We start from the raw sequence: 23,557 nt of genomic DNA on the forward strand, positions 1-23,557 counted from the left end.
TGAATCATGTTACTCAAACTCAGACGATCAGGGCCTTGACGGCACTGATGGCTGCTTCTGCCCTGGAGCCATCCGGGCCGCCAGCCTGTGCCATATCCGGACGTCCGCCTCCGCCTGCACCACCCAGCGCAGCCGAGGCCGCACGCACCAGATCAACAGCATTGAATCGGTCAACCAGATCATTGGTGACCCCGGCAACAGCGCTTGCCTTGCCATCTTCGCCGACACCGATAAAGACAACAACACCGCTGCCAACCTGCTTCTTGCCTTCATCGGCAAGCGGCTTGAGATCGCGCGGCGAAACGCCCGTGACGACCTTGCCAAGGAAATTGACGCCATTGACCGTCTCGACGGCGCTGCCGCCGCCCGCGGCCGAACCACCGCCGAGCGCGAGCTTCTTGCGTGCCTCGGTGAGTTCGCGTTCCAGCTTCTTGCGTTCTTCGAGCAGGGCATTGACGCGGTCAAGCGCATCGGCCGGCGTGGTCTTGAGTGCTGCCGCAATCGCCTTGACGCGTTCGTCCTGCTCTTCAAGGTAAAGGCGGGCTGCCTCACCCGTCAACGCCTCGATACGGCGTACACCGGCAGCAACCGCACCCTCCGAAACGATGCGGACAAGACCGATATCACCAGTCTGGCGCACATGAGTGCCACCGCAAAGCTCAACCGAATATGGCTTGCCAGCCTTCGGGCCATGCTTGGCCGTGCCCATCGAGACAACACGCACTTCCTCGCCATATTTTTCGCCAAACAGCGCCATTGCGCCTTCAGCAATGGCGTCATCCACTGCCATCAGGCGGGTGGTGACAGGTGCATTCTGCAGCACGATCTCATTGGCGAGGTTTTCAACGGCCGCAAGCTCTTCCGCCGTGATCGGCTTTGGGTGAGAGAAGTCAAAACGCAGGCGCTCTGGTGCCACGAGCGACCCCTTCTGCGCAACATGGGTACCAAGCGTTTCGCGCAGGGCTTCATGCAGAAGATGGGTTGCCGAGTGATTGGAGCGAATGCGCGTGCGACGATCGCCATCGACCTTCAGTTCAACAGCATCGCCAGTCCTTGCCGTTCCCTTGACCACTTCACCAATATGGACAAAAACGCCTTCACCCTTTTTCTGTACATCCTTGACGGCAATGGTGAAACCTTCGCCGGAGATCGTGCCGGTATCGCCGAGCTGACCACCGGATTCGCCATAGAATGGCGTCTGGTTGACGACAACGGAAACGTTCTCGCCCTCGGAAACGGACTGCACCTCTGCACCATCACGCACCAGAGCGGTAATGACGCCTTCGGCTGTTTCTGTCTCATAGCCGAGGAATTCGGTCGCACCGACCTTGTCCTTGACGCTGAACCAGATGGCTTCGGTGGCAGCTTCGCCGGAACCTGCCCAGTTGGCGCGCGCTTCTGCCTTCTGGCGTTCCATGGCGGCATTGAAGCCGTCGACATCAACCGCAATGCCGCGCTGGCGCAGTGCATCCTGTGTCAGGTCGAGCGGGAAGCCATAGGTATCGTAAAGCTTGAATGCAGTCTCGCCATCAAGACGATCGCCTTCAACCAGCTTTTCGGTTGCATCCGACAGAAGACCAAGGCCGCGTTCCAGCGTCTTGCGAAAACGGGTTTCCTCAAGCTTCAGTGTTTCAGAAATCAGGGCCTCAGCGCGCACCAGCTCCGGATAGGCCTGGCCCATTTCACGAATGAGCGCCGGCAGAAGACGCCACATCAATGGCTCCCTGGCGCCCAGAAGCTGAGCATGGCGCATGGCGCGGCGCATGATGCGGCGCAGCACATAGCCGCGGCCTTCATTGGACGGCAGAACGCCATCGGCAATCAGGAAGCTTGATGCGCGCAGATGGTCGGCAATGACGCGGTGGCTGGCGCGGTATTCGCCTTCTGCCTTGACGCCGGTTGCCTCTTCCGAAGCACGGATGAGCGCCTTGAACAGGTCGATGTCATAATTGTCATGCACGCCCTGAAGAACAGCAGCAATACGTTCAAGCCCCATGCCGGTGTCGATCGACGGACGCGGGAGATCAATGCGCTGATCCGGCGTGACCTGTTCGAACTGCATGAAGACGAGGTTCCAGATTTCAATGAAACGGTCGCCATCTTCTTCAGCAGATCCGGGAGGGCCGCCCCAGATATGATCGCCATGGTCATAGAAGATTTCCGAACACGGGCCGCATGGGCCGGTGTCACCCATCGCCCAGAAATTATCGCTGGTCGGGATGCGGATGATGCGGTCATCGCTGAAGCCGGCTATCTTCTTCCAGTAATTGGCTGCATCGTCATCGGTATGATAGACGGTGACAAGCAGCTTGTCCTTGGGAAGGCCAAATTCCTTGGTGATCAGCGTCCAGGCATGGCTGATTGCCTCTTCCTTGAAATAATCGCCGAAAGAGAAGTTGCCGAGCATTTCAAAAAAGGTGTGATGGCGCGCCGTATAGCCGACATTGTCAAGGTCATTGTGCTTGCCGCCGGCGCGAACGCATTTCTGCGAGGTTGTGGCGCGGGTGTAGGGGCGCGTTTCAAGACCTGTAAAGACGTTCTTGAACTGCACCATTCCCGCATTGGTAAACATCAAGGTCGGATCGTTGCGCGGAACCAGCGGGCTCGATGGCACAACCTCATGCCCGTTTTTACGGAAATATTCGAGAAATGTAGACCTGATCTCGTTGACGCCAGCCATAACTCACCCTTGGGCCTCTACTGCCCTCAATGGACGCGATGCCTGAAAAGCCCGCGTCGATTTCTTACTGCCCACCACCTTGCCAGCCTGTCCGGATAGCCGGAAGCCAAACCCTGCTTTCCAAAATTGTCAGGATTGCAAAGCGATGTTTATTCAGTCGAGTGCTTTTAAACAGGTGCAGCTTTCCTGTCCAGACAAGTGCTCGCGAGATCATGCTTATTTCGGGCAGTCAAGCGAGTTAACCGGCTTCTGTATTGCCTTTGCAACATTCAGCATGCCCTTGCCTCATCGCTTTTTGAAAATGCTGGCAACAGATTTTCACTACCGGAAACAGGACATGAAAGGGCAGTCGCAGAGAAAGAAAAGCAACACAATCCAAAGACAACACATAATGCCTGCTTCCAGCGCAATGCGCCCGGCTTTTCAAATTACTGCTCTCCCCTCACCCAATCCCGCGCTTATTTCTGTCTCCACAATCTCATTCCAACGCCTTTATTCACCCAGTCGATCAGCTATCAATACAAAGCCCCGCCAAAGGCGGGGCTTGCTGCTTCACTTTCCAATACACGGTTCAGGATAATTACATTTCGGCAGCATCGGCCACATCGTCCGGACCGCCATCATCCAGGAGTTGTTCAGCAATGAGGCCAGCATTCTGACGCAGCGCCATTTCAATCTCACGTGCAATTTCCGGATTATCCTTCAGATAAGCCTTGGCATTTTCACGGCCCTGGCCCAGACGCTGCGAATTATAAGAGAACCATGCGCCCGATTTTTCCACGACGCCGGCCTTGACACCCAGATCGATCAACTCACCCGTCTTGGAGACGCCGGAGCCATACATGATGTCAAATTCAACCTGCTTGAACGGAGGGGCAAGCTTGTTCTTGACAACCTTCACACGGGTCTGGTTGCCGACCACTTCATCGCGCTCCTTGATCGAGCCTATGCGGCGGATATCAAGACGGACGGACGCATAGAACTTGAGCGCATTGCCACCCGTCGTCGTTTCCGGGGAGCCAAACATGACGCCGATCTTCATGCGGATCTGGTTGATGAAGATCACCATGCAGTTTGACTTGTTGATCGACGCCGTCAACTTGCGCAGAGCCTGGCTCATCAGCCGCGCCTGCAGACCCGGCAGGGCATCCCCCATTTCACCTTCAATTTCAGCGCGCGGGGTAAGAGCGGCAACCGAGTCGACCACAAGAACATCAATGGCACCGGAACGAACCAGCGTATCCGTGATTTCCAGCGCCTGCTCACCCGTATCTGGCTGCGAAATCAGCAGATTTTCAAGGTCTACGCCGAGCTTGCGCGCATAGACCGGATCCAGTGCATGTTCAGCATCGACAAATGCGCAGATGCCTCCCTTTTTCTGCGCTTCAGCAATTGTGTGCAAAGCAAGCGTGGTTTTACCAGAGCTTTCCGGTCCATAGATTTCGATGATACGGCCCTTTGGCAGCCCGCCGACACCAAGGGCAATATCCAGCGAAAGTGAACCGGTCGATACGGTTTCAATTTCGACCACCTGATCATTCTGTCCGAGACGCATGATCGAGCCTTTGCCGAACGCGCGTTCAATCTGAGACAGCGCCGCATCGAGAGCCTTAGTCTTGTCCACTGAATTTTCCTCAACAAGCCGCAACGAATTTTGTGACATATTACACTATCCTCTTGCCCAAGCAGAAGCCCGACCAGCTCTTTTGCAATGCCTATTTGTATCCGTTTTGTTCTTATTTGGCAATAGTTGCAACATATTGATTTTATTTACTTCTTACAATTTGTTCCTTTTGTGTTCTTCTGTTTTAGCGTTTTCTTATGTACAATTCAGATTCAATAAAACGCACAGTTGCAGCCAAAGCGCGATCCGCGATTCGGCAGTCGTCGTCAGGATTTCGTTGCAGCAGGCGCGGCTTTGGGGTGCGTCTAATTATAGCCACGGCATGAGCGTAGCTGCGCTGCATAGCGGTTTGCGATTTCCTGCATGCGCCTTGCGCCCTTCATTGCCACGGCACTACGGCGCCATGTGCCACGCCCATAGCCATCATGACCGGAATGATAGGCAAGATAGAGATTATAGGCATCATTCTTGGACACACCGTGACGCATCGCTGTCTTATGGTGATACCAAGCAACGAAGCGAACAGAATCTGCAAAGCTGGTGCGTGAAGCCCCCCAGCGTCCGGTTTCCCTTTGGTAGCGTTGCCAGGTGCCGTCCAATGCCTGGGCATAGCCATAGGCGCTGGATGGCCGTTTCCACGGAATGACCCAGAGGATTTTCTGACGCGGCGGACGTGCGTAGGGACGGAAACCGGATTCCGTATAAATCGTCGCCATGAGGATGGGCACCGGCACGCCATATTCACGCGATGCTCGTTCTGCCGCCGTCTGCCAATTATCCATCCAGCCGTCACGCTGATTGAAGACTGCGCAAACATTGCTGATCTGCCGTGGAGCAGTTGCACAGCCTCCAAGAATGACAAGCGCGACAAGACACAAAACGCGCAGCATCACAACCTCACTGTCCGCAATCAATCAGCATCAATACACGCCCGCCGAAAATGATATCACGGCAGGCCTGACGCCTTTATTTTACCGACACAAATGAGGTCATATTATTGAAGAATTCATGCATCATGAATAATATGGATATATTTACAAAGAATAATATTTCTATGGTTAAACATTCATTTACATATCAATAACAAACATATATTTCTTCGTTAATTATTTATTAAACTAATCAACAATTGCAGAATTATAAATATCAATACTCTTTCCAGAGACAGGATTATCGACCAGCTGTCCGATAATACCGACCTTCTTTCCCGTCGCTTCAGCAAGACGTATCGTCTTTATTATGCTCTTATGCTGCTCTGATAATTCTTTATAATTATATGAGACCTTATATAAATGCTGTTCATCGAAAAATGTCAGAAGAATTTCATCAGATGAAAGAAACACCCTTGGATCAAAGAATATCATCATTACCCAATCGCCATTCATGAAACAATATACAATGATCAGAATGGCCTATAATCAAGACACAAAAACAATTCAACGACTCAATACACTTGAATTAACCCAGAATGAATTTTGTGCGATATTATTGTAATTAATAAGAAATGTTAATTTTGACAGTATTTCTCATAGACAATAAATTGAATCATATAATACCGACTTTACACAGTTAANCGTTCAAAACCGCGTTCGACCGGCGCATAGAACTGCTGCCGGCCCATGCGTTCCGGAAAATAGTCCTGACCGGAAAAGGCATCGGGTTGATCATGGTCATAGGCATAGCCTTCTCCATAGCCCTCGCCTTTCATCAGCTTGGTCGGCGCGTTCAGAATATGTTTGGGCGGCAGGAGGGAGCCATATTCCTTCGCCGCGCGCATGGCAGCCTTGTAGGCGACATAGATGGCATTGGATTTTGGTGCGGTGGCCAGGTAAACACAGGCCTGCGCCAGCGCAAGTTCGCCTTCTGGCGAGCCCAGATATTCATAGGCATCCTTGGCCGCATTGCAGATGACAAGCGCCTGTGGATCAGCAAGGCCGATATCCTCCACCGCCATGCGCACCAGACGTCGGCCAATATAAAGCGGATCTTCACCGGCATCGAGCATGCGTGAGAGATAATAAAGCGCTGCATCCGGATCAGAGCCCCGCACCGATTTGTGCAGCGCCGAAATCAGATTGTAATGCCCATCCTGGCTCTTGTCATAGACGGGTGCGCGACGCTGCACCACTTCCTGCAGGGCAGCAACATTGAAGATTTCACCCGGACGAGCAGCACGCCAGACTTCCTCGGCAAGCGTCAGTGCCGCACGGCCATCGCCATCCGCCATGCGGATCAGGCTTGCGCGTGCTTCCTCGTCAATGGGCAGCGGGCGCCCTTCCTGCGCCTCGGCGCGTGCAAGCAGGGTGGCAACACTTGCATCATCATGTGGATGGAAGCTCAGCACCCTTGCCCGCGACAACAAGGCCGCATTGAGCTCGAATGAAGGATTTTCAGTCGTCGCCCCGATCAGAACAATCGTGCCGTCTTCCATGACCGGCAGGAAGGAATCCTGTTGTGCGCGGTTGAAACGATGAATTTCGTCAACGAAAAGCAGGGTCTGACGGCCAGACATGCGCCGCGCACGCGCCGTATCAAAAACTTTCTTCAGATCGGAAACACCGGAAAAAATGGCAGAGATCTGCTCGAAGGCAAGATCGGTCTCACCGGCAAGCAGGCGTGCCACCGTGGTCTTGCCGGTTCCCGGCGGCCCCCAGAAGATCATTGAGCCGAGCGAGCCAGAGGCAATCATGCGGGTGATGACGCCTTCCGGCCCGGTCAGATGCTCCTGCCCTGTCACTTCCGAAAGATGTTTCGGACGCAGACGATCTGCAAGCGGTCGGTTGCGATCCAGATTCGGATCAGATGCGCTGGAAAAAAGATCGCTCATTGTCGTCGCCCGAAATCATTGAAATGCTTTCAAATCCCTTGAAAGCCGAGAGGTTCACCATCTCCTGCCAGACATATCACGCCAGCAGACATGCCCGCACCCATGGTGAATAGAACCGCCCTGCCCCCTTGGCAAGCATGGCATCGCTTAACGCACAAACTGGCGAATGAGCGCACCGTTGCGTTCGATTTCAAGCTGCCACATCAAGCCAGGACGGCCAGCATCCAGAATATCGGTCAACGCCTGCACCGAACGAATCTCAACCTTGTTGATGCGGCGGATGATGTCACCCGGCCGAAGGCCAATGCGTTGCGCGGGTGATCCGGGATAGATGTCGGCAATGGCAACGCCCGTTGTCCCGCGCGGAAGACGCAGCCTGCTGGCATTTCTTGCGTTCAAGTCGACCACAGAAGCGCCGGCAAAAGGGCTGTCGCCATCAATCAGTACGGGGGCCGCCTGTTTTACCTCCGGCTCCCTGGCAAGCTTGACGGCAATGGTCTGCGATTTGCCGTTGCGCATGATGTCCATGTTGACGGTTGCGCCTATGCCGGCGGTGGACAGGCGATAGCCAAGCACATCCGGATTGTCGGCCCGAACATCCTGCACCTTCAGCACGACATCGCCCACTTTCAGCCCCGCCACATCGGCAGGCCCACCCTTGACGACCGCCGTCACAAGCGCGCCAAAGGCGCTTTTCAGGCCAAGGCTTGCGGCAATATCGGAATCGATCGACTGGAAGGTTGCACCAATATAGGGCCGTTCAAAACTCTTGTTGCCCTTGAGCGCCGATGCCACGACTGCCCGAACCATGTTGGACGGAATGGCAAAGCCAATGCCGACAGAGCCGCCAGAGCGTGAATAAATGGCAGTGTTGATACCAATCAACTTGCCCTGCATGTCAATCAGGCCTCCGCCGGAATTGCCCGGATTGATCGCAGCATCGGTCTGGATGAAGAAATCGAAATCGGAAATGCCAACCTGCGTGCGCGACTGGGCGGATACGATGCCGCTTGTCACGGTCTGGCCGACACCGAATGGATTGCCGATGGCAAGCACAAGATCGCCTACCTCAACCTTGTCGGAATCAGCAAGCGCGATCACCGGAAATGTATCTCCGGACTCGATCTTGAGCACCGCAAGGTCGCTGGTTTCATCGCGCAGCAGGATCTTGCTGGAAAATTCGCGTCCGTCCGACAGCGCCACCTTGATTTCATCCGCGTCCTTGATGACGTGATTGTTGGTAACCACCACGCCGGACTTGTCAACGATGACGCCGGAGCCAAGCGAGCGTTCCACCCGCGGCCTGCTGCCGCGCAACTGCCCACCGAAGAACTGCTCAAAGAATGGATCGCCAGCGAAAGGCGAGCGCGCCTGTACCTGACGTGCGGCATAGACATTCACGACAGCAGGTGCCGTCGCCTTGACCAAAGGCGCAAAGGATTGCTGTATGGCTTCACGGCTTGCAGGCACTTGCCGCGTGACCGGTTCCTGCGCCAGTGAAGCAACCGGCATGAAGGCAACCAGAGCAAGGGTAATGGATGCAAGGCCTAGCTGTCGAAACGTCATCAACAAACTCCACTCCTGTTGGCATATTCTTTCAGCGCATGATTGCGCGGCAGTCACACAGTGCCGCGAGGGCAAGGCAGGATTCGCTTGCGCATCCATGCTCTGGTGACATTGCTATTCGGACAAGGATAATTGGCCTTATTATGGCCGCAGTGCGTTCAGACACCTCCACAGCAGTCATAAACAAAAAGGGCCGCGCAAGCGCAGCCCTTTTTAAGGCAATCGAAAAATCGCTTATGCAGCTTCTGCTTCAGCAGCAGCTGCTTCAGCGCGGGCACGGTCAGCCTTGCCCTTTGCTTCGACATCACGTTCGACGAATTCAACAACAGCCATAGGAGCGTTGTCGCCAGTGCGGAAACCGGCCTTCATGATACGGATGTAGCCACCATTGCGGGTTGCATAGCGGGTAGCCAGGGTGTCGAACAGCTTCGCAACCAGCTTGGCGTCGCGAATTGCCGCGATGGCCTGACGACGGGCATGCAGATCGCCGCGCTTGCCGAGCGTGACAAGCTTTTCAACGATCGGGCGAATTTCCTTAGCCTTTGGAAGCGTCGTCACAATCTGCTCGTGTTCGATGAGCGAAGCAGCCATATTGGCGAACATCGCCTTGCGGTGCGAGGCAGTGCGGTTCAGCTTACGGTATCCGTTACCGTGACGCATGAGCCTTCTCCTTTAGTTCTTTCTAGCCGGAATTTCCGGTCTTAATATTGGTCTTCGTAGCGCTTTGCGAGATCTTCGATATTTTCCGGCGGCCAGGACGGGATTTCCATACCGAGATGGAGCCCCATCGACGCCAGAACTTCCTTGATCTCGTTGAGCGACTTGCGGCCGAAATTCGGCGTCCGCAGCATTTCGGCTTCTGTCTTCTGGATCAGGTCGCCAATATAGACGATATTGTCGTTCTTGAGGCAGTTGGCCGAACGTACCGACAGTTCGAGCTCGTCGACCTTCTTGAGCAGAGCCGGGTTGAAGGCCAGTTCCGCAACCTGTTCCTGCGGAGCTTCCTTCTGCGGTTCTTCGAAGTTGACGAAAATCGAAAGCTGATCCTGAAGAATACGCGCTGCGTAAGCAACGGCATCCTCACCGCTCACCGAACCATTGGTTTCGATGTTGAGCGTCAGCTTGTCATAGTCGAGAACCTGACCTTCACGGGTGTTTTCGACCTTGTACGATACCTTACGAACCGGCGAATAGAGGCTGTCGACCGGGATAAGGCCGATCGGCGCATCTTCAGCGCGGTTACGGTCAGCAGGCACATAGCCCTTGCCGGTGTTGACGGTGAATTCCATGCGGATTTCAGCGCCAACATCCAGTTCGCAGATGACGTGATCCGGGTTGAGGATCTCGACATCGCCAACGGTCTGGATATCGCCTGCCGTTACCGTGCCTGGGCCTTCCTTGCGAAGAACCATGCGCTTTGGACCTTCGCTTTCCATGCGGATGGCGATTTCCTTGATGTTCAGGATGATATCCGTCACATCTTCACGCACGCCCGGAATAGACGAGAATTCATGCAGCACGCCGTCGATCTGGACGGCGGTCACAGCAGCACCGCGCAGCGAGGACAGCAGCACGCGACGAAGCGCATTGCCGAGCGTCAAGCCAAATCCACGTTCAAGCGGCTCAGCGATAACCGTCGCATGCGTACGGGAACCGTGAGTGATGAACTCCACCTTGTTTGGCTTGATCAGTTCCTGCCAATTCTTCTGAATCATGTTGTTTACCTCTTACAACCGTCGCCACCATCCAATCGTGACGATCAAGTGAAGAAACCATAGAGGAGCCCCTGCAAAGCCGGGGCTCATACAGCATGTGAAAGAAGATCAGACGCGGCGCTTCTTGCGCGGACGGCAACCATTGTGCGGAATTGGCGTAACATCGCGGATCGACGTGATCACAAAGCCGGCAGCCTGAAGGGCGCGCAGCGCGGATTCACGGCCAGAACCCGGACCGCATACCTCGACTTCGAGGGAGCGCATGCCATGTTCCTGTGCCTTCTTGGCGCAGTCTTCAGCAGCGATCTGAGCGGCAAACGGGGTCGACTTACGCGAACCCTTGAAACCCTGTGCACCTGCGGAGGACCAGGCAATCGCATTGCCCTGAGCATCCGTAATGGTGATCATGGTGTTGTTGAACGTCGAATTAACGTGGGCAACGCCCGACGAGATGTTTTTACGCTCGCGACGACGAACGCGTGTGGCTTCCTTGGCCATGATAGTCCTCTCAATTCGATCTCTACACCGCCGTAATTCCAGCGGCTACACCAGCCCTGACAAGGACCAGCATCAAACCCGACCGCCTGAACGGAAGGGCTCGACGGAACGATGGATTCCGTCGGAATTACTTCTTCTTACCTGCGATAGCCTTTGCCGGGCCCTTGCGGGTACGTGCATTGGTGTGCGTGCGCTGACCACGAACCGGCAGCGAACGGCGATGACGCAGACCGCGATAGCAACCCAGATCCATCAGGCGCTTGATGTTCATCGACACTTCACGACGCAGGTCACCTTCGACCTGATAGTCAGCATCGATTGCTTCACGAATCTGAAGCACTTCAGCGTCGGTGAGCTGGTTTACACGACGATCATCGGCAATACCGACCTTCGTCACGATCTCACGCGCAAATTTTGGTCCGATCCCGTGGATGTACTGAAGCGCGATGATAACACGCTTGTTCGTCGGGATGTTGACGCCAGCGATACGTGCCACGTCTGTTCTCCTTCGTTGCAATTAACCCCATCCGCATCTCCATAAATACGGACAGCATAAAATGATCGGTACTGGTTTCAGCAATTTTCCGCCAGCACCGACCATTCAAAACCATGAAGTGGCGCAGTCTTTGACGGAATCACCGATAAAAGTCAACTCTTTTAACTTTAGAGCCACTTCCCCAGCAATCGATCTGGTCTCACATTCCCTGAAACACATCATTCTGCCTGAATGAGAATGCCAAATCTGCCGACTTGCGCAATTACCCATCCCAACCGGATCTGCAATCTGCCTCAGGAAAAGCTGAAGCGGGCAGGAAATTTCTCCTTCCTGCCCGCCCTGTTCCTTCTTCCAACCATCAGGCCGGAATGAGAATGCGTTCAATCTCTGCGGTTACTTCCTCAACCGGCGCCATGCCATTGACAACACGCAGTTCGCCCGTACCCGCATAATAGGCCGACAATGGCGCGGTCTTTTCACGATATTCAATCAGGCGCTTGCGGAAAGCTTCCGGATTGTCATCAGCGCGAACCTGGCCACCCTTGGCGATCGTCTCTGCAACACGGTTTTCCATCCGCTTGACCAGTGCATTTTCATCGACCTTGAGTTCGATGACGGCATCCAGCTTGAGACCTTTGGCGCGAAGCATTTCATTCAACGCCTGGGCCTGCGGAACAGTACGCGGGTATCCATCAAGAATGAAACCATTTGCGCAATCCGGTGCATCAATGCGTTCTGACACGATCTGATTTACGATTTCGTCGGAAACCAGCTGACCCGCCTCCATGACGGCCTTCGCCCGCTTGCCAACTTCGCTTTGCTGCGCAACAGCCGCGCGCAGCATATCCCCCGTCGAAAGCTGCGGTATTCCGTGCTTCTTGGTAAGGAGCCCGGCCTGCGTGCCCTTACCAGCTCCGGGAGGCCCGAGAAGAATCAGTCTCATTTATTACGTTTCCCACCTCTAAGTTTGGACTTCTTGATCAACCCTTCATACTGATGGGCGATCAGGTGCCCCTGAATTTGCGCGACCGTATCCAGCGTGACACTGACAACGATCAGAAGCGACGTACCACCGAGATAGAACGGCACGCCCGTCGCAGAAATCAGGAATTCCGGCAGAAGACAGACAAGCACAATATAGAGGGCGCCGACAACCGTGATGCGCGTCAATACATAGTCTATATATTCAGCCGTCCGTTCACCCGGACGGATGCCCGGAATAAAGCCGGAATGCTTCTTGAGCTGGTCAGCCGTGTCCTTGGGATTGAAGACGATGGCCGTATAGAAGAAGCAGAAGAATGCCATCAATGCAGCATAGAGAACCATATAGAGCGGCTGACCATGGCCCAGCGCATTCAGGATGGTCGTCGCCCATCCAGGCAACTCGCTTGCATTGGCAAAGCCGGCAATCGTTGCAGGCAGCAACAGAAGCGACGATGCAAAGATTGGTGGGATGACACCGGCAGTATTGAGCTTCAACGGCAGATGCGACGTGTCGCCCTGGAACATGCGGTTGCCGATCTGACGCTTCGGATACTGGATCAGAAGGCGACGCTGCGCACGCTCAAAGAAGACGATGAAGGCAATCAGCGCGACAGCCAGAACAATCACACCCAGAATCACGCCGGTCGAAAGCGCCCCCGTGCGACCAAGTTCCAACGTGCCGGAAATGGCGCTCGGCAGGTTCGCGACAATACCGGAGAAGATGATCAGCGAAATACCATTACCGATACCACGTGCCGTAATCTGCTCACCGAGCCACATCAGGAACATGGTGCCACCAACAAGCGTGACAACCGAGGAGAAAATGAAGAAAGCACCAGGATTGGTGACGATGCCATTACCTGACTGCAGACCTACCGCAATCGCATAGGACTGTACGATGGCCAGAAGCACCGTGCCATAGCGCGTATACTGGTTGATGATCTTGCGACCAGCCTCCCCTTCCTTCTTCAGCGCTTCCAGCGACGGTACGACCGACGTCATGAGCTGCACGATAATGGAGGCGGAGATATAGGGCATGATGCCAAGCGCAAAAATGGCCATACGCCCGACAGCGCCACCGGCAAACATGTTGAACAGACCGAGCACGCCCTGGCTATGCTGCTGGAAAGCCTGCGCAAGTGCGTCAGGATTGATGCCCGGCAATGGGATATAGGTACCGAATCGGTAAACCAGAAGAGCGCCAAGAGTGAACCAGATGCGCTTCTTCAGCTCCTCTGCCTTGGAGAAAGCAGAAAAATTAAGGTTTGAAACTAGCTGTTCAGCAGCCGACGCCATAAAATTTCTCCGGTGTAAAGTCTTCGGTCCTCAGACCTGACGAATCAACGTCCGTGACGCTCTCGCAGTAAAGAAGACCCAACCCAGATATGCGCATTGATAAAAAGGTGCAAGCGGCGGACCAGATTTTATCGCAATTCAGACCGAAAACCTTGCGGATTTTCGTGAATCGCTCTGGCCCGCCGCTTCTATTTCAGTTCTTTAGCTTATTCAGCTGCAGCTTCAGGAAGCTTGATGCTGCCACCAGCCTTCTCGATCTTTTCGATCGCGGCCTTGGAAGCACCTGCAACGTCAAAGGAAAGCTTAGCCTTAAGTTCGCCATCGGAAAGAATGCGTACTCCATCCTTTGCACGACGAATTACGCCAGCTGCCATGAGCGTTTCAACATTAACAACTGCGCTTGCATCGAGCTTGCCGGCATCAACAGCAGCCTGAATACGGCCGAGCGATACAGCATTGAAGCTCTTGGCGAAGATGTTGTTGAAGCCGCGCTTTGGCAGACGGCGGTAGATTGGCATCTGGCCGCCTTCGAAGCCATTGATCGAAACGCCCGAACGGGACTTCTGACCCTTAACACCACGACCGGCAGTCTTGCCCGTACCAGAACCAATACCACGGCCGACGCGCTTGCGAGCCTTGACGGCACCTGGCTTGTTACGCAGTTCGTTGAGTTTCATATCTCTATCTCCCTGCGTCTCAAGCTTCGTCCACGATGCGGACGAGATGCTTTACCTTGTTGATCATGCCGCGAACGGAAGGCGTATCTTCCAGGGTACGGCGACGATGCAATTTGTTAAGACCCAGACCAATCAGCGTTGCACGCTGGTCGGCTGGACGACGGATAGGGCTTCCGATCTGCTCGACCGTAACCGTCTTGCCCTTCTTCTCAGCCATCATTCAAATCCCTTGTCTATGGCGTATCCGGTGTTTTCAAGCCGGACGAACACAAACTATCGGCTATTCTTCCGAACCGACCACATCATGGCGGCGAGCCTGAAGGGTCGAGTACTTGATACCGCGCTGTGCTGCGATGTCCTTCGGATGCATCTGACGCTTCAGAGCATCGAACGTCGCACGAACCATGTTGTATGGGTTCGACGAACCGAGCGACTTGGCAACAACGTCCTGGACGCCGAGCGTTTCAAACACTGCACGCATCGGACCACCAGCGATGATACCCTTACCAGCAGGGGCTGAGCGAAGCAGAACCTTGCCAGCGCCGTGACGGCCTTCAACGTCGTGATGCAGCGTACGACCCGAACGCAGCGGAACGAAGATCATATCACGCTTTGCAGCTTCCGTTGCCTTGCGGATGGCTTCCGGCACTTCACGTGCCTTGCCATGACCGAAGCCAACGCGGCCCTTCTGATCGCCGACGACGACAAGAGCAGCAAAACCGAAACGACGGCCGCCTTTGACAACCTTGGCAACGCGGTTGATGTGAACGAGCTTATCGACGAATTCGCTGTCGCGCTCCTCACGACCGCGTTCCTCGCGGTTACGTTCTCTCTGTGCCATATCCTGATTTCCTTTTTCTTTTCCGGTAGCACAAATTGCTTATTAGAAGCTCAGCCCGCCTTCGCGGGCAGCTTCGGCGAGAGCCTTCACGCGGCCGTGGTAGATATAGGCACCACGGTCAAACACCACGTCCTTGATGCCTGCCTTGACAGCGCGCTCAGCAACCAGCTTGCCGACTGCAGCGGCAGCTGCCTTGTCGGCTCCGGTCTTGAGCTTGCCCTTCAGATCGCCATCGAGTGTCGAAGCGGCGGCAAGCGTGACGCCACGTACGTCGTCGATGATCTGGGCGTAGATGTTCTTGGAAGAACGGTGAACGCTGAGGCGTGGGCGGCCATTTGCGGCAGCCTTGACCGAACGGCGTACACGAGCAGCGCGACGCTGCAAAATTTCTTTTGGCGATGCCATGACGCGCGTCCCTTACTTCTTCTTGCCTTCTTTGCGAACGATGTTTTCGTTCGCATACTTAACGCCCTTGCCCTTGTAAGGTTCCGGGCCCCGATATTCACGGATTTCAGCCGCGACCTGACCGACCTGCTGCTTGTCAATGCCCGAAACAACGATTTCGGTTGGCTTCGGTACGGAAACCGTAATGCCAGCAGGCACTTCATAGATCACTTCATGGCTGAAGCCGAGCGAAAGCTGAAGGTTCTTGCCCTGCATGGCAGCACGATAACCAACACCATTGATTTCAAGCTTCTTTTCGAAGCCATCCTTCACGCCAGTAAAGAGATTGGCGATCATGGTGCGGGACATGCCCCACTTGGAGCGAGCTTCCTTCGTCTGGTCGCGCGGGTCGACGCGGATCGCGCCGTCTTCCATCTTGACCAGAACCTGATCGTGCACGGTGAAGGAGAGTTCACCCTTCGCGCCCTTGGCCTTGACGGTCTGCCCTTCAACACTGGCGGTCACGCCTGCCGGGACCGGCACGGGTTTTTTACCGATACGAGACATTTTTATACCTGTCTTTTATCTGTTCGTTGCCAACCGCATCAGAAGACGCGGCAGAGCAACTCACCACCAACGTTTTGTTCACGGGCTTCATGATCCGCCATGACGCCCTTCGGCGTGGACAGGATCGAGATGCCAAGACCGTTCGCCACCTGCGGAATCGACTTGACCGACACGTAAACGCGACGACCAGGCTTCGATACGCGGGTGATCTCACGGATTACCGGAACACCTTCGTAATACTTGAGTTCGATTTCGATTTCGGCCTTGCCGTTTTCGAATTCGCTCTGTGTATAACCGCGGATGTAACCTTCTGCCTGAAGGACATCAAGAACGCGGGCACGCAGCTTCGAAGCAGGCGTCGTAACCTTGGTCTTCTTGCGGCTTACCGCGTTGCGGATACGGGTCAGCATATCGCCGAGAGGATCTGACACAGACATCGGCTACTCCTTACCAGCTCGACTTGACGACGCCAGGAATCTGACCCAGCGAACCCAACTGACGCAGCGCAATGCGCGACATCTTCAGTTTACGGTAGTAACCGCGCGGACGGCCCGAAACCTCACAACGGTTGCGGATACGAACCTTCGCAGAATTGCGCGGCAGTTCGGCAAGCCGGATGGTAGCGCGGAAACGCTCCTCCAGCGGAAGGCTCTGATCCATGACGATCGCCTTCAGGCGTGCACGCTTTGCAGCGTGACGCTTAACCAACTTTTCGCGGCGCTTATTTTTTTCGACTGCGCTAGTCTTGGCCATATTAATATACCTCGCTACGCTTGCCGTTACTGCCGGAATGGGAAGTTGAAACCACGCAGCAGTGCGCGGGCTTCATCATCCGTCTTGGCGGTCGTGCAAACGATGATGTCCATGCCCCAGATCTGATCAACCTTGTCATAGTTGATTTCCGGGAACACGATGTGCTCCTTGATGCCCATGGCATAGTTGCCATGGCCGTCAAAGCTCTTCGGATTGAGACCGCGGAAGTCGCGGACACGTGGAAGAGCGATCGTGATCAGACGATCAAGGAATTCGTACATGCGGTCCTTGCGAAGGGTAACCTTCGCGCCGATTGGCATGCCTTCACGCAACTTGAAGGTTGCGATCGATTTGCGAGCGCGGGTCACGACAGCCTTCTGCCCGGTGATCAAAGAAAGATCTTCTGCGGCAATCGCAGGCTTCTTGGAATCACCCGTAGCTTCGCCAACGCCCATGTTGAGCACGACTTTGGTGATGCGAGGAATCTGCATCTCGTTGTCGTATTTGAATTCTTCAAGAAGCGCCTTACGAATCTTTTCGTTGTACAGCTTCTTGAAGCGCGGAAGTGCTTTAACCTCAGCCATCGATCAGCGCTCCAGAACGTTTTGCGACACGAACCTTCTTGCCGTCTTCAATACGGAAACCAACACGGGTCGGCTTACCATCCTTCGGATCGACAATAGCCAGGTTGGACAGATGAATCGGCGCTTCCTTGGCGATGATGCCGGCTTCCTGAGTCTGGGTCTGGCGCTGATGACGCTTCACAATGTTAATTCCGCGAACGAGAGCCTTCTCGTCCTTCGGCATGACCTTCAGGACTTCACCCTTACGGCCCTTGTCCTTACCGGACAGCACGACAACGCTGTCGCCTTTGCGAATCTTCTGCATCGTCTTGCTTCCCTTACAGAACTTCCGGAGCCAGCGAGATGATCTTCATGTGGTTCTTTGCGCGCAGTTCGCGCGGAACCGGTCCGAAGATACGCGTGCCAATTGGCTCTTTCTTGTTATCGATGAGAACGGCTGCGTTATTATCAAAACGAATTACGCTGCCATCCGGACGACGGATATCCTTAGCGGTCCGAACGACCACTGCCTTCATCACGTCACCCTTCTTGACGCGGCCGCGCGGGATTGCTTCCTTGACCGACACCACAATGATGTCGCCCACGGAAGCATAACGCCGCTTGGAACCGCCCAGCACCTTGATGCACATGACACGACGTGCGCCGGAGTTATCCGCCACGTCGAGGTTTGTTTGCATCTGAATCATGACTGGCCGCCTTCTTTTCCTTCAGCTGGTTAAGGGCTCCTGCCCTACCTAAGCTGCGTGTTTGTAATTTAGCCCGCCGTTTCGTTCGTCAGAACGATCCAGCGTTTGTCTTTCGAAATTGGAGCAGATTCCTGAATGAAAACCTGGTCTCCAACCTTGAACTGGTTGTTCTCGTCATGCGCCTTGTACTTCTTCGACTGACGCACGGTCTTTTGGAGGAGCGGGTGCGAATAGCGACGCTCGACCTTGACCACGACAGTCTTGTCGTTCTTGTCGCTGACGACAACGCCCTGCAGAACGCGTTTAGGCATGCTCTTCTTCCTTATGCCTTGCTTTCGGCCGCCTTCTGGCGGGCGATGGTCTTGATACGCGCAATATCACGGCGAACCTGTTTTACGCGTGCGGTTTTTTCAAGCTGACCAGTGGCCTTCTGAAAACGCAGGTTAAACTGCTCCTTCTTCAGGTTGGCCAGCTCTTCGTTCAGTTGATCGAGGCTCTTCGCCCGAACGTCTGCGGCTTTCATGGCTGCCTCTCTTATTCAGCAATGCGCTGGATGAAGCGCGTTTTGATCGGCAACTTTGCTGCGCCGAGTCGTAGTGCTTCGCGTGCCACATCTTCGGGTACGCCGTCAAGCTCAAACATTATACGACCTGGTGCAACACGGCATGCCCAGTAGTCTACGGAGCCCTTACCCTTACCCATACGGACTTCGGTAGGCTTCGAAGTTACCGGCAAATCCGGGAAGATACGGATCCACACGCGGCCAGCACGTTTCATGTGACGGGTGATCGCGCGACGGGCCGCTTCGATCTGACGTGCGGTGACGCGTTCCGGCTCAAGAGCCTTCAGACCGAATGCACCGAAATTCAGTTCCGTACCGCCTTTCGCATTGCCGTGAATACGACCCTTGAACTGCTTGCGGAACTTGGTGCGCTTAGGCTGCATCATTGTTCTCTACTCCAAATTTCTCGCCCGCGGCCCGCTTTTCAAGCGTTTTCGCGGCGGCGGTTCGACGAGGAACCCTGATTGTCACCCTCGACCGCACGACGCTCGGAGGCCATCGGATCATGTTCAAGGATCTCGCCCTTGAAGACCCAAACCTTCACGCCGCAGATACCATAAGCGGTCTTCGCTTCTGCAGTTCCGTAGTCAATATCGGCGCGCAGCGTGTGCAACGGAACACGACCTTCACGGTACCATTCCATGCGTGCGATTTCCGCACCACCCAGACGACCCGAGCAATTGATACGGATGCCTTCGGCGCCCAGACGCATTGCGGACTGAACGGCACGCTTCATGGCGCGACGGAATGCCACACGGCGTTCCAGCTGCTGAGCGATCGACTGAGCGATCAGCGTAGCGTCGATTTCCGGCTTGCGAACTTCAACGATGTTGAGCGAAGCATCGGCATTGGTCATTTCAGACAGCTTCTTGCGAAGCTTTTCGATGTCTGCACCCTTCTTGCCGATGATGATGCCTGGACGAGCCGAGTGGATCGTGACACGGCACTTCTTGTGCGGACGCTCAATAACGATCTTCGAGATCGCTGCCTGCTTCAGTTCTTCTGTCAAGAACGCGCGGATCTTGACGTCTTCATGCAGCAGCTTGCCGTATTCGCCGGTATTCGCGTACCAACGCGAATCCCAGGTGCGGTTGATGCCGAGACGAAGACCGACTGGATTAATCTTCTGACCCATTATGCGGCCTCCCCTTTTTCCGCGACTTCGCGGACAACAATGGTGAGATGCGAAAACGGCTTCTCGATACGGCTCGCGCGGCCACGGCCACGGACGTGGAAGCGCTTCATGACAATCGACTTGCCGACATAAGCTTCTGCGACGATCAGCGAATCGACGTCGAGATCATGATTGTTTTCAGCATTTGCAATTGCCGATTCGAGCGTCTTCTTAACCGTACCGGCGATCCGCTTGCGCGAGAACGTCAGATCGGCAAGTGCCGCATTCACCTTCTTGCCACGGATCATTGCCGCTACAAGGTTAAGCTTCTGCGGGCTGACGCGGAGCGTACGGGCGACAGCTTTCGCCTCGTTATCCTTAAGCTGGCGTGGAGCCTTAGCCTTGCCCATCGTTACTTCCTCTTCGCCTTCTTATCCGCGCCATGACCGTAATAGGTACGGGTTGGAGCGAACTCACCGAACTTGTGTCCGACCATTTCTTCAGTGACCAGAACCGGCACATGCTTGTTGCCGTTGTAGACACCGAAGGTAAGGCCGACAAACTGCGGCAAGATTGTGGAGCGGCGGCTCCACATCTTGATAACCTCGTTACGACCGCTCTCGCGTACCTTCTCAGCCTTCTTGAGAAGATAGCCGTCGACGAACGGACCTTTCCAAACTGAACGAGCCACTTCAGACTACCTCTCTTACTTCTTACGCTGATGGCGCGAGCGCATGATGAACTTGTCAGTCGACTTGTTCGAACGCGTCTTCTTGCCCTTGGTCGGCTTACCCCATGGGGTAACCGGATGACGGCCACCAGAGGTGCGGCCTTCACCACCACCGTGCGGGTGGTCAACCGGGTTCATGGCAACACCACGAACGTGCGGACGCTTGCCGCGCCAGACCGAACGACCGGCCTTACCGTCGTTGATGTTGGCATGGTCAGGATTGGATACTGCGCCAACCGAAGCGAAGCATGCACCTGGAACCAGACGCTGTTCACCAGAATTCAGACGAAGGATCGCCATACCCTGGTCACGACCGACGAGCTGTGCATAGGTGCCAGCCGAACGGGCAATCTGACCGCCCTTGCCTGGCTTCAGCTCAACGTTGTGAACAATCGTACCGACCGGCATTGCCGAAAGCGGCATTGCATTGCCCGGCTTCACGTCAACGGAGTGACCGGCAACAACCTTGTCGCCAGCAGCAAGACGCTGCGGAGCCAGGATGTAGGCCAGTTCGCCGTCTTCGTAACGAACCAGAGCGATGAATGCGGTACGGTTCGGATCGTATTCCAGACGTTCTACAGTACCAACGACGTCGAGCTTGCGGCGCTTGAAGTCGATGAAACGGTAGGTGCGCTTGTGACCGCCGCCCTGGAAGCGGACGGTAATACGACCTGTGTTGTTACGGCCACCCTTCTTGGACAGACCTTCGGTCAATGCCTTGACCGGCTTGCCCTTGTAGAGTTCCGAGCGGTCCACGATGACCAGCTGACGCTGGCCTGGCGTGGTCGGATTAAAATGCTTGAGTGCCATTGTTTCTTACTCCATGGCCTCTCAGAGACCGGTCGAAACGTCGATGCTCTGGCCTTCAGCCAAAGTCACGAACGCTTTCTTGACGTCGCTCTGGCGCCCGACAATGCCGCGGAACCGCTTGACCTTGCCTTTGCGCACTGCAGTATTGACTGCGGTAACCTTGACGCCGAACAGCGCTTCGACTGCAGCCTTGATTTCCGGTTTGGTAGCCTTGCGGGCCACGTTGAAGACGACCTGATTGTTTTCTGAAACAAGGGTCGACTTTTCGGTGATGACCGGGCTGACGATCACGTCGTAATGGCGGAGATCAGTCATTTGAAACGCTCCTCGAGTGCCTCGACAGCCGCCTTGGAAAGCACAAGCTTACCGCGACGAAGAATGTCGTAAACATTGATGCCCTGCACTGGCAGAACGTCGATGTTCGGGATGTTCGAAGCTGCGCGCTTGAAGTTCGCATCGATCTCTGCGCCGCCGATCAGCAGTGCATTGTCCAGACCGAGCTTTGCGAACTGTGCCGAGAGCAGCTTGGTTTTCGCTTCAGCAGCAGCCAGATCATCAACGATGATCAGGTCAGACGCCTTGGCCTTGGCCGAAAGCGCATGACGCAGGCCGAGAGCGCGAACCTTCTTCGGCAGATCATGTTCATGCGAACGTACGACCGGACCATGAGCCTTGCCACCGCCGCGGAACTGAGGTGCACGAGCAGACGAGTGACGGGCACGACCAGTACCCTTCTGCTTGTACATCTTGGAACCGGTACGGCTGACTTCACCGCGATCCAGTGCCTTGTGCGTGCCCTGCTGGCGGCGTGCCAGCTGCCAGCGTACAACACGCTGAAGAATGTCGTCACGCGGTTCGAGACCGAAGATGGCTTCGTTCAGCGAAACCTTGCCGGCATCCTTGCCTTCAAAAGTGGTAATCGTGAGATCCATTATTCGGCTCCCTCAGCAACAGCTGCTTCGGCCTTCTTGCGCAGGCCAGCTGGCTTCGGTGCATTCTCAGGCAGCGAAACCTTGACGGAATCGCGTACGAGGATCCAGGCACCCTTGGAGCCAGGAACCGCACCGCGGACCAGGATAAGGCCGCGATCGCTGTCCGTCGAAACAACTTCGATATTCTGGGTGGTCACACGAGTCTGCCCCATATGACCAGCCATCTTCTTGCCCTTGAAAACCTTACCCGGATCCTGGCGCTGACCGGTCGAACCGTGCGCACGGTGGGTAATGGAGTTACCATGGGAGGCGCGATGGCCGCCGAAGTTATGACGCTTCATAACACCGGCAAAACCCTTACCGATCGTCGTACCCGTCACATCGACCTTCTGGCCCGGGACGAAATGTTCGGCGGTGAGTTCTGCGCCAACCTCAAGGAGGTTTTCCGGGGAAACGCGGAATTCCGCAAGCTTGGCCTTAGGCTCGACTTCAGCCTTCGCGAAATGACCGCGCAGAGCCTTAGACGTGTTCTTTACCTTGGCCTTGCCTACGCCAAGCTGAACAGCCGTGTAACCGTTCTTTTCAATTGTACGCTGAGCAACCACGTGGCAGTTCTCCATGCGGAGAACCGTCACCGGCACATGCTCGCCAGCGTCGTTATAGACGCGGGTCATGCCCAGCTTCTGTGCGATAACACCTGAACGCATCGGGTTCGTTCCTTCCGTCCTCAAGCCGATTAAAGCTTGATCTCGACATCGACACCTGCAGACAGGTCGAGCTTCATGAGCGCGTCAACAGTCTGCGGAGTCGGGTCAACGATATCGAGAAGACGCTTGTGCGTGCGCATCTCGAACTGTTCGCGGCTCTTCTTGTCGATGTGCGGCGACCGGTTAACCGTGAACTTCTCGATCCGCGTCGGAAGCGGAATCGGTCCGCGCACATTTGCACCGGTACGCTTGGCAGTCGACACGATTTCCCGCGTCGAAGCGTCAAGGATCCGATGATCAAACGCCTTGAGGCGAATGCGGATGTTTTGACCGTTCATTTCATCTGTTCCTTGTTACGCGGGACGCCCAGTCCCTGTGGGCCAATCTGCTTTCAGTCTCTCAGCCGATCAGCCCGGATCGAGCGTCCCTGCACAAACCTTAATTACTCGATGATCGATGCTACGATACCGGCGCCGACGGTGCGGCCACCTTCACGGATAGCGAAGCGCAGCTTCTCTTCCATG

36 protein-coding genes are annotated in these 23,557 nt (G+C 55.2%); 2 read left to right on the forward strand and 34 right to left on the reverse strand.

Annotated elements, in window-relative coordinates; genetic code table 11:
* Positions 1–19: 19 nt before the first annotated feature.
* Positions 20–2,680, reverse strand: a complete 2,661-nt coding sequence (gene alaS / locus ACFO1V_RS06870; protein WP_374830366.1) for an alanine--tRNA ligase — start codon at positions 2,678–2,680, stop codon at positions 20–22.
* 145 nt (positions 2,681–2,825) lie between these two features.
* Here alaS and ACFO1V_RS06875 point away from each other — a divergent pair, with 145 nt between their 5' ends.
* Complete coding sequence (locus tag ACFO1V_RS06875) at positions 2,826–3,260, forward strand: hypothetical protein (protein WP_374830368.1); 435 nt, start codon at positions 2,826–2,828, stop codon at positions 3,258–3,260.
* Here the strand turns inward: ACFO1V_RS06875 and recA are convergent, their stop codons facing one another.
* The 9 genes from recA to rpsM form a co-directional block, all read right to left on the reverse strand.
* Positions 3,261–4,343 (reverse strand): recombinase RecA, encoded by a 1,083-nt coding sequence (gene recA / locus ACFO1V_RS06880; RefSeq protein ID WP_374830370.1) that lies wholly within the window; start codon positions 4,341–4,343, stop codon positions 3,261–3,263. It abuts the gene before it with no gap.
* Positions 4,344–4,609: 266 nt separating this feature from the next.
* Positions 4,610–5,194, reverse strand: coding sequence for a transglycosylase SLT domain-containing protein (locus ACFO1V_RS06885; protein ID WP_374830372.1), 585 nt, complete (start codon positions 5,192–5,194; stop codon positions 4,610–4,612).
* Between the two features lie 228 nt (positions 5,195–5,422).
* Entirely contained in the window at positions 5,423–5,689 is a 267-nt protein-coding gene (locus tag ACFO1V_RS06890; protein WP_374830373.1) for a hypothetical protein, read from the reverse strand.
* A 176-nt stretch (positions 5,690–5,865) separates the two neighbouring features.
* Positions 5,866–7,131, reverse strand: coding sequence for a replication-associated recombination protein A (locus tag ACFO1V_RS06895; protein WP_380075072.1), 1,266 nt, complete (start codon positions 7,129–7,131; stop codon positions 5,866–5,868).
* Between the two features lie 147 nt (positions 7,132–7,278).
* The gene (locus tag ACFO1V_RS06900; RefSeq protein ID WP_374830377.1) at positions 7,279–8,697 is read right to left on the reverse strand and encodes a DegQ family serine endoprotease; all 1,419 of its coding nucleotides are present in this window, start codon (positions 8,695–8,697) and stop codon (positions 7,279–7,281) included.
* A gap of 234 nt (positions 8,698–8,931) precedes the next feature.
* On the reverse strand, positions 8,932–9,357 hold the full coding sequence (rplQ, locus tag ACFO1V_RS06905; RefSeq protein ID WP_374830379.1) for a 50S ribosomal protein L17: 426 nt from the start codon (positions 9,355–9,357) through the stop codon (positions 8,932–8,934).
* A gap of 41 nt (positions 9,358–9,398) precedes the next feature.
* Positions 9,399–10,412, reverse strand: coding sequence for a DNA-directed RNA polymerase subunit alpha (locus ACFO1V_RS06910; protein WP_374830381.1), 1,014 nt, complete (start codon positions 10,410–10,412; stop codon positions 9,399–9,401).
* 108 nt (positions 10,413–10,520) lie between these two features.
* On the reverse strand, positions 10,521–10,910 hold the full coding sequence (rpsK, locus tag ACFO1V_RS06915) for a 30S ribosomal protein S11 (protein WP_002964339.1): 390 nt from the start codon (positions 10,908–10,910) through the stop codon (positions 10,521–10,523).
* Positions 10,911–11,037: 127 nt separating this feature from the next.
* Entirely contained in the window at positions 11,038–11,406 is a 369-nt protein-coding gene (rpsM, locus tag ACFO1V_RS06920) for a 30S ribosomal protein S13 (protein ID WP_119042019.1), read from the reverse strand.
* 61 nt (positions 11,407–11,467) lie between these two features.
* Here rpsM and ACFO1V_RS06925 point away from each other — a divergent pair, with 61 nt between their 5' ends.
* On the forward strand, positions 11,468–11,641 hold the full coding sequence (locus ACFO1V_RS06925; RefSeq protein WP_374830383.1) for a hypothetical protein: 174 nt from the start codon (positions 11,468–11,470) through the stop codon (positions 11,639–11,641).
* 123 nt (positions 11,642–11,764) lie between these two features.
* Here ACFO1V_RS06925 and ACFO1V_RS06930 read toward each other — a convergent pair whose 3' ends face one another.
* The 24 genes from ACFO1V_RS06930 to ACFO1V_RS07045 all read right to left on the reverse strand — a co-directional run.
* Complete coding sequence (locus ACFO1V_RS06930) at positions 11,765–12,349, reverse strand: adenylate kinase (protein WP_374830385.1); 585 nt, start codon at positions 12,347–12,349, stop codon at positions 11,765–11,767.
* Positions 12,346–13,686: a preprotein translocase subunit SecY gene (gene secY / locus ACFO1V_RS06935; protein ID WP_374830387.1), complete on the reverse strand. Its 1,341-nt coding sequence runs from the start codon at positions 13,684–13,686 to the stop codon at positions 12,346–12,348. Before secY ends, ACFO1V_RS06930 begins: the two co-directional genes overlap by 4 nt.
* Before the next feature lie 206 nt (positions 13,687–13,892).
* Complete coding sequence (gene rplO / locus ACFO1V_RS06940; RefSeq protein WP_374830389.1) at positions 13,893–14,363, reverse strand: 50S ribosomal protein L15; 471 nt, start codon at positions 14,361–14,363, stop codon at positions 13,893–13,895.
* 19 nt (positions 14,364–14,382) lie between these two features.
* Positions 14,383–14,580, reverse strand: coding sequence for a 50S ribosomal protein L30 (gene rpmD / locus ACFO1V_RS06945; RefSeq protein ID WP_374830391.1), 198 nt, complete (start codon positions 14,578–14,580; stop codon positions 14,383–14,385).
* A 63-nt stretch (positions 14,581–14,643) separates the two neighbouring features.
* Positions 14,644–15,204: a 30S ribosomal protein S5 gene (gene rpsE, locus ACFO1V_RS06950; RefSeq protein ID WP_374830393.1), complete on the reverse strand. Its 561-nt coding sequence runs from the start codon at positions 15,202–15,204 to the stop codon at positions 14,644–14,646.
* Positions 15,205–15,246: 42 nt separating this feature from the next.
* A complete protein-coding gene (rplR, locus tag ACFO1V_RS06955) occupies positions 15,247–15,609 on the reverse strand; it encodes a 50S ribosomal protein L18 (RefSeq protein WP_374830395.1) in 363 nt (120 codons plus the stop codon).
* Between the two features lie 12 nt (positions 15,610–15,621).
* Positions 15,622–16,155, reverse strand: coding sequence for a 50S ribosomal protein L6 (rplF, locus tag ACFO1V_RS06960; protein ID WP_374830397.1), 534 nt, complete (start codon positions 16,153–16,155; stop codon positions 15,622–15,624).
* A 38-nt stretch (positions 16,156–16,193) separates the two neighbouring features.
* Positions 16,194–16,592 (reverse strand): 30S ribosomal protein S8, encoded by a 399-nt coding sequence (gene rpsH, locus ACFO1V_RS06965; protein WP_374830399.1) that lies wholly within the window; start codon positions 16,590–16,592, stop codon positions 16,194–16,196.
* 10 nt (positions 16,593–16,602) lie between these two features.
* The gene (rpsN, locus tag ACFO1V_RS06970; protein WP_374830401.1) at positions 16,603–16,908 is read right to left on the reverse strand and encodes a 30S ribosomal protein S14; all 306 of its coding nucleotides are present in this window, start codon (positions 16,906–16,908) and stop codon (positions 16,603–16,605) included.
* A gap of 26 nt (positions 16,909–16,934) precedes the next feature.
* On the reverse strand, positions 16,935–17,492 hold the full coding sequence (rplE, locus tag ACFO1V_RS06975; RefSeq protein ID WP_374830403.1) for a 50S ribosomal protein L5: 558 nt from the start codon (positions 17,490–17,492) through the stop codon (positions 16,935–16,937).
* Positions 17,485–17,796, reverse strand: a complete 312-nt coding sequence (gene rplX / locus ACFO1V_RS06980; RefSeq protein ID WP_374830405.1) for a 50S ribosomal protein L24 — start codon at positions 17,794–17,796, stop codon at positions 17,485–17,487. Before rplX ends, rplE begins: the two co-directional genes overlap by 8 nt.
* 13 nt (positions 17,797–17,809) lie before the next feature.
* A complete protein-coding gene (gene rplN / locus ACFO1V_RS06985; RefSeq protein WP_374830407.1) occupies positions 17,810–18,178 on the reverse strand; it encodes a 50S ribosomal protein L14 in 369 nt (122 codons plus the stop codon).
* A gap of 68 nt (positions 18,179–18,246) precedes the next feature.
* A complete protein-coding gene (gene rpsQ, locus ACFO1V_RS06990) occupies positions 18,247–18,489 on the reverse strand; it encodes a 30S ribosomal protein S17 (RefSeq protein WP_374830409.1) in 243 nt (80 codons plus the stop codon).
* Positions 18,490–18,500: 11 nt separating this feature from the next.
* Positions 18,501–18,701: a 50S ribosomal protein L29 gene (gene rpmC, locus ACFO1V_RS06995; RefSeq protein WP_374830411.1), complete on the reverse strand. Its 201-nt coding sequence runs from the start codon at positions 18,699–18,701 to the stop codon at positions 18,501–18,503.
* A gap of 11 nt (positions 18,702–18,712) precedes the next feature.
* A complete protein-coding gene (gene rplP / locus ACFO1V_RS07000) occupies positions 18,713–19,126 on the reverse strand; it encodes a 50S ribosomal protein L16 (RefSeq protein ID WP_374830413.1) in 414 nt (137 codons plus the stop codon).
* A gap of 38 nt (positions 19,127–19,164) precedes the next feature.
* Positions 19,165–19,875, reverse strand: coding sequence for a 30S ribosomal protein S3 (gene rpsC, locus ACFO1V_RS07005; RefSeq protein ID WP_374830415.1), 711 nt, complete (start codon positions 19,873–19,875; stop codon positions 19,165–19,167).
* Positions 19,875–20,264, reverse strand: coding sequence for a 50S ribosomal protein L22 (gene rplV / locus ACFO1V_RS07010; protein ID WP_374830417.1), 390 nt, complete (start codon positions 20,262–20,264; stop codon positions 19,875–19,877). The genes rpsC and rplV overlap by 1 nt, the downstream gene beginning before the upstream one ends.
* 2 nt (positions 20,265–20,266) lie before the next feature.
* Positions 20,267–20,545: a 30S ribosomal protein S19 gene (gene rpsS / locus ACFO1V_RS07015; RefSeq protein WP_374830419.1), complete on the reverse strand. Its 279-nt coding sequence runs from the start codon at positions 20,543–20,545 to the stop codon at positions 20,267–20,269.
* A 15-nt stretch (positions 20,546–20,560) separates the two neighbouring features.
* Positions 20,561–21,394 (reverse strand): 50S ribosomal protein L2, encoded by an 834-nt coding sequence (rplB, locus tag ACFO1V_RS07020; RefSeq protein WP_374830420.1) that lies wholly within the window; start codon positions 21,392–21,394, stop codon positions 20,561–20,563.
* A 21-nt stretch (positions 21,395–21,415) separates the two neighbouring features.
* Positions 21,416–21,709 carry a 50S ribosomal protein L23 gene (locus tag ACFO1V_RS07025; protein WP_374830421.1) on the reverse strand — a complete coding sequence of 98 codons (294 nt, stop codon included), beginning with the start codon at positions 21,707–21,709 and terminating at the stop codon, positions 21,416–21,418.
* Positions 21,706–22,326, reverse strand: coding sequence for a 50S ribosomal protein L4 (gene rplD, locus ACFO1V_RS07030; protein ID WP_374830422.1), 621 nt, complete (start codon positions 22,324–22,326; stop codon positions 21,706–21,708). Before rplD ends, ACFO1V_RS07025 begins: the two co-directional genes overlap by 4 nt.
* The gene (gene rplC, locus ACFO1V_RS07035; RefSeq protein ID WP_374830424.1) at positions 22,326–23,033 is read right to left on the reverse strand and encodes a 50S ribosomal protein L3; all 708 of its coding nucleotides are present in this window, start codon (positions 23,031–23,033) and stop codon (positions 22,326–22,328) included. Before rplC ends, rplD begins: the two co-directional genes overlap by 1 nt.
* Before the next feature lie 29 nt (positions 23,034–23,062).
* The gene (gene rpsJ, locus ACFO1V_RS07040; RefSeq protein WP_002964363.1) at positions 23,063–23,371 is read right to left on the reverse strand and encodes a 30S ribosomal protein S10; all 309 of its coding nucleotides are present in this window, start codon (positions 23,369–23,371) and stop codon (positions 23,063–23,065) included.
* A 104-nt stretch (positions 23,372–23,475) separates the two neighbouring features.
* Positions 23,476–23,557 (reverse strand): EF-Tu C-terminal domain-related protein (locus tag ACFO1V_RS07045; RefSeq protein ID WP_078340839.1); only part of this gene is annotated, 82 nt, incomplete at its 5' end.

The sequence above is a fragment of the Daeguia caeni genome (assembly GCF_042653845.1).
Taxonomy (GTDB): Bacteria; Pseudomonadota; Alphaproteobacteria; order Rhizobiales; family Rhizobiaceae; genus Brucella; species Brucella caeni.

What these genes read in the sequence shown, in the direction of transcription:
- alaS (WP_374830366.1), bottom strand. Translation starts at nt 2,680, where the DNA reads ATGGCTGGCGTCAACGAGATCAGGTCTACATTTCTCGAATATTTCCGT.
- ACFO1V_RS06875 (WP_374830368.1), top strand. Translation starts at nt 2,826, where the DNA reads ATGTTTATTCAGTCGAGTGCTTTTAAACAGGTGCAGCTTTCCTGTCCA.
- recA (WP_374830370.1), bottom strand. Translation starts at nt 4,343, where the DNA reads ATGTCACAAAATTCGTTGCGGCTTGTTGAGGAAAATTCAGTGGACAAG.
- ACFO1V_RS06885 (WP_374830372.1), bottom strand. Translation starts at nt 5,194, where the DNA reads ATGCTGCGCGTTTTGTGTCTTGTCGCGCTTGTCATTCTTGGAGGCTGT.
- ACFO1V_RS06890 (WP_374830373.1), bottom strand. Translation starts at nt 5,689, where the DNA reads ATGAATGGCGATTGGGTAATGATGATATTCTTTGATCCAAGGGTGTTT.
- ACFO1V_RS06900 (WP_374830377.1), bottom strand. Translation starts at nt 8,697, where the DNA reads ATGACGTTTCGACAGCTAGGCCTTGCATCCATTACCCTTGCTCTGGTT.
- rplQ (WP_374830379.1), bottom strand. Translation starts at nt 9,357, where the DNA reads ATGCGTCACGGTAACGGATACCGTAAGCTGAACCGCACTGCCTCGCAC.
- ACFO1V_RS06910 (WP_374830381.1), bottom strand. Translation starts at nt 10,412, where the DNA reads ATGATTCAGAAGAATTGGCAGGAACTGATCAAGCCAAACAAGGTGGAG.
- rpsK (WP_002964339.1), bottom strand. Translation starts at nt 10,910, where the DNA reads ATGGCCAAGGAAGCCACACGCGTTCGTCGTCGCGAGCGTAAAAACATC.
- ACFO1V_RS06925 (WP_374830383.1), top strand. Translation starts at nt 11,468, where the DNA reads ATGATCGGTACTGGTTTCAGCAATTTTCCGCCAGCACCGACCATTCAA.
- ACFO1V_RS06930 (WP_374830385.1), bottom strand. Translation starts at nt 12,349, where the DNA reads ATGAGACTGATTCTTCTCGGGCCTCCCGGAGCTGGTAAGGGCACGCAG.
- secY (WP_374830387.1), bottom strand. Translation starts at nt 13,686, where the DNA reads ATGGCGTCGGCTGCTGAACAGCTAGTTTCAAACCTTAATTTTTCTGCT.
- rplO (WP_374830389.1), bottom strand. Translation starts at nt 14,363, where the DNA reads ATGAAACTCAACGAACTGCGTAACAAGCCAGGTGCCGTCAAGGCTCGC.
- rpmD (WP_374830391.1), bottom strand. Translation starts at nt 14,580, where the DNA reads ATGGCTGAGAAGAAGGGCAAGACGGTTACGGTCGAGCAGATCGGAAGC.
- rpsE (WP_374830393.1), bottom strand. Translation starts at nt 15,204, where the DNA reads ATGGCACAGAGAGAACGTAACCGCGAGGAACGCGGTCGTGAGGAGCGC.
- rplR (WP_374830395.1), bottom strand. Translation starts at nt 15,609, where the DNA reads ATGGCATCGCCAAAAGAAATTTTGCAGCGTCGCGCTGCTCGTGTACGC.
- rplF (WP_374830397.1), bottom strand. Translation starts at nt 16,155, where the DNA reads ATGTCTCGTATCGGTAAAAAACCCGTGCCGGTCCCGGCAGGCGTGACC.
- rpsH (WP_374830399.1), bottom strand. Translation starts at nt 16,592, where the DNA reads ATGTCTGTGTCAGATCCTCTCGGCGATATGCTGACCCGTATCCGCAAC.
- rpsN (WP_374830401.1), bottom strand. Translation starts at nt 16,908, where the DNA reads ATGGCCAAGACTAGCGCAGTCGAAAAAAATAAGCGCCGCGAAAAGTTG.
- rplE (WP_374830403.1), bottom strand. Translation starts at nt 17,492, where the DNA reads ATGGCTGAGGTTAAAGCACTTCCGCGCTTCAAGAAGCTGTACAACGAA.
- rplX (WP_374830405.1), bottom strand. Translation starts at nt 17,796, where the DNA reads ATGCAGAAGATTCGCAAAGGCGACAGCGTTGTCGTGCTGTCCGGTAAG.
- rplN (WP_374830407.1), bottom strand. Translation starts at nt 18,178, where the DNA reads ATGATTCAGATGCAAACAAACCTCGACGTGGCGGATAACTCCGGCGCA.
- rpsQ (WP_374830409.1), bottom strand. Translation starts at nt 18,489, where the DNA reads ATGCCTAAACGCGTTCTGCAGGGCGTTGTCGTCAGCGACAAGAACGAC.
- rpmC (WP_374830411.1), bottom strand. Translation starts at nt 18,701, where the DNA reads ATGAAAGCCGCAGACGTTCGGGCGAAGAGCCTCGATCAACTGAACGAA.
- rplP (WP_374830413.1), bottom strand. Translation starts at nt 19,126, where the DNA reads ATGATGCAGCCTAAGCGCACCAAGTTCCGCAAGCAGTTCAAGGGTCGT.
- rpsC (WP_374830415.1), bottom strand. Translation starts at nt 19,875, where the DNA reads ATGGGTCAGAAGATTAATCCAGTCGGTCTTCGTCTCGGCATCAACCGC.
- rplV (WP_374830417.1), bottom strand. Translation starts at nt 20,264, where the DNA reads ATGGGCAAGGCTAAGGCTCCACGCCAGCTTAAGGATAACGAGGCGAAA.
- rplB (WP_374830420.1), bottom strand. Translation starts at nt 21,394, where the DNA reads ATGGCACTCAAGCATTTTAATCCGACCACGCCAGGCCAGCGTCAGCTG.
- ACFO1V_RS07025 (WP_374830421.1), bottom strand. Translation starts at nt 21,709, where the DNA reads ATGACTGATCTCCGCCATTACGACGTGATCGTCAGCCCGGTCATCACC.
- rplD (WP_374830422.1), bottom strand. Translation starts at nt 22,326, where the DNA reads ATGGATCTCACGATTACCACTTTTGAAGGCAAGGATGCCGGCAAGGTT.
- rplC (WP_374830424.1), bottom strand. Translation starts at nt 23,033, where the DNA reads ATGCGTTCAGGTGTTATCGCACAGAAGCTGGGCATGACCCGCGTCTAT.
- rpsJ (WP_002964363.1), bottom strand. Translation starts at nt 23,371, where the DNA reads ATGAACGGTCAAAACATCCGCATTCGCCTCAAGGCGTTTGATCATCGG.